Source organism: Variovorax sp. AC103 (genome assembly GCF_979254005.1).
Window position 1 is genome coordinate 1 of sequence record NZ_CEEDFC010000102.1, and the last position, 239, is coordinate 239.

Sequence of the window (239 nt, forward strand, 5' to 3'; positions counted from 1 at the left end):
CGAGCGCCGCAGACCGCGCGCAGGGCCATTTCGTGTCGACACCGCAACCGGGACACGGCCTATACCTGCCTGGTGGGCGGGTCCAGCTCCGCGCGCAGCGCGTTGCGCTGGTCGAGCACATTGGCCAGGTTCTCGTGGAAGAGATCCCCATTCGGCATCCTGAAACCGAGCCAGCCCAGGCCCGGGTGGCGCAGGTTCAGGATCAGGCCGCCCTCGGGCTGCATCGACCATTGCCACGC

At 68.6% G+C, this 239-nt stretch carries 1 pseudogene; it reads right to left on the bottom strand.

Annotated elements, in window-relative coordinates:
* Positions 1-59 precede the first annotated feature (59 nt).
* Positions 60-239: pseudogene (locus AC0IYU_RS34975) on the bottom strand (hypothetical protein); the annotation flags it as partial.